This window comes from Microcystis sp. M49636_WE2 (genome assembly GCF_030065375.1).
In the GTDB taxonomy this organism is placed as follows: domain Bacteria; phylum Cyanobacteriota; class Cyanobacteriia; order Cyanobacteriales; family Microcystaceae; genus Microcystis; species Microcystis aeruginosa_C.
The window spans coordinates 1-1,406 of sequence record NZ_JASJFG010000977.1; the positions used below are offsets into that span (position 1 = coordinate 1).

The window sequence follows — 1,406 nt, forward strand, 5'->3', positions numbered from 1 at the left end:
ACGGAAAAACCCCAGTCAATGGTCAATACTGGGGTCCTTTTGCCGAGCGGGGAGAAGCGATCGCCCGTCGGGTGGGTTTAATTCGAGCGGGCAAATGTCAACCTATTGTTTAGCGGTATTGGTGGGCGTTTTTTTGCCTTCCGCGATTTCTTTTTCTAGGATTTCAAAACCCTTCTTGAATTGAGGATCCTGGAAGGTTCCCACCTGATCCCGTTCCTGTTGAAGATTTTTGCGATCTTCCTCGCTCAGTTCCGACTCCACATCCGGATGAATACCATCTTTATTGATGTCCCGTCCGTCGGGGGTGAGATACTTGGCAATTGTCACCGCTAATCCGGAACCGTCACTAAGACTGCGTACCGATTGCACTAATCCCTTACCAAAGGTTTTCGTACCGACAATAACCGCCCGATCATGATCCTGTAAAGCTCCGGAGAGAATTTCACTGGCACTGGCGGAACCACCATCGACGAGGACAACTAGCGGTTTATTAGTCAAAGCTTGATTGTTAGCCCGTTGACGTTCCGTCACCCCTTTGCGATCGACCGTAGAGACAATTAAACCATCGGGTATCCACATCCGAGCGATTTCGATGCTGGCGTAAAGTAAACCGCCGGGGTTAGAACGCAGATCGAGAATATAACCCTTCACCTCTTCAGATTCCAATTCGCGAATCGCTTGACTCATATCGCCACTAGCTTGGGCGCTAAATTGATTGAGACGGATATAACCAATTTTACCGATCGGGGTGTTTTCCGTGCGGGCCCGCACTGGGTGAATTTCAATTTTGGCCCGGGTAAGAGTCAATTCTTTCTTCTCCTCACCCCGTTGAATCGTGATCTTAACGCTTGTCCCCACTTTGCCGCGGATCATGCTCACCGCTTGCTCCAATTCCATGCCTTCGGTAGATTTACCATCGATAGCGATAATCACATCTTTAGGCAGCACACCAGCTTTAGAAGCGGGAGTATCTTCAATGGGTGAAACCACGACTAACTGCTTGGTTTTCTCATCTTTGGTCAGTTGAATCCCTACCCCAGTCAATTCTCCCGATGTATCGATCTTCATATTGTTAAACTCTTTGGGATCCATAAAACGGGTATAGGGATCATTGAGAGTTTTCAACATCTCACGGATAGCGGTGTATGCTTCCTCTTGATTTTTGTAGGAACGATTTAAATACTGATTGCGGATGGCGTTCCAATCCGATTGATTAAAAGTGCCATCTAAATAAGTGCGGTTGATGATCTGCCAAACCTCATCAACGGTTTCCTTGGGACTTTCCTGAAAAAAAGCTTGACTTTGGGAGAGACGGAATCCCGCCCCCGTGACGGCGACGGTAGACAGGACCACTGCTGTAGCACCGAGAACAAGTCCGCGTTTGTTGATAACCATAGGTAATTTTC

1 protein-coding gene is annotated in these 1,406 nt (G+C 47.9%); it reads right to left on the reverse strand.

Going from position 1 to position 1,406, the window contains the following annotated elements; genetic code table 11:
• Positions 1-102: 102 nt before the first annotated feature.
• A complete protein-coding gene (ctpC, locus tag PX484_RS22510) occupies positions 103-1,395 on the reverse strand; it encodes a carboxyl-terminal processing protease CtpC (RefSeq protein WP_002801424.1) in 1,293 nt (430 codons plus the stop codon).
• Positions 1,396-1,406: the final 11 nt, after the last annotated feature.

Coding starts and splice junctions, on each gene's coding strand:
- ctpC (WP_002801424.1), bottom strand. CDS start 1,395: ATGGTTATCAACAAACGCGGACTTGTTCTCGGTGCTACAGCAGTGGTC.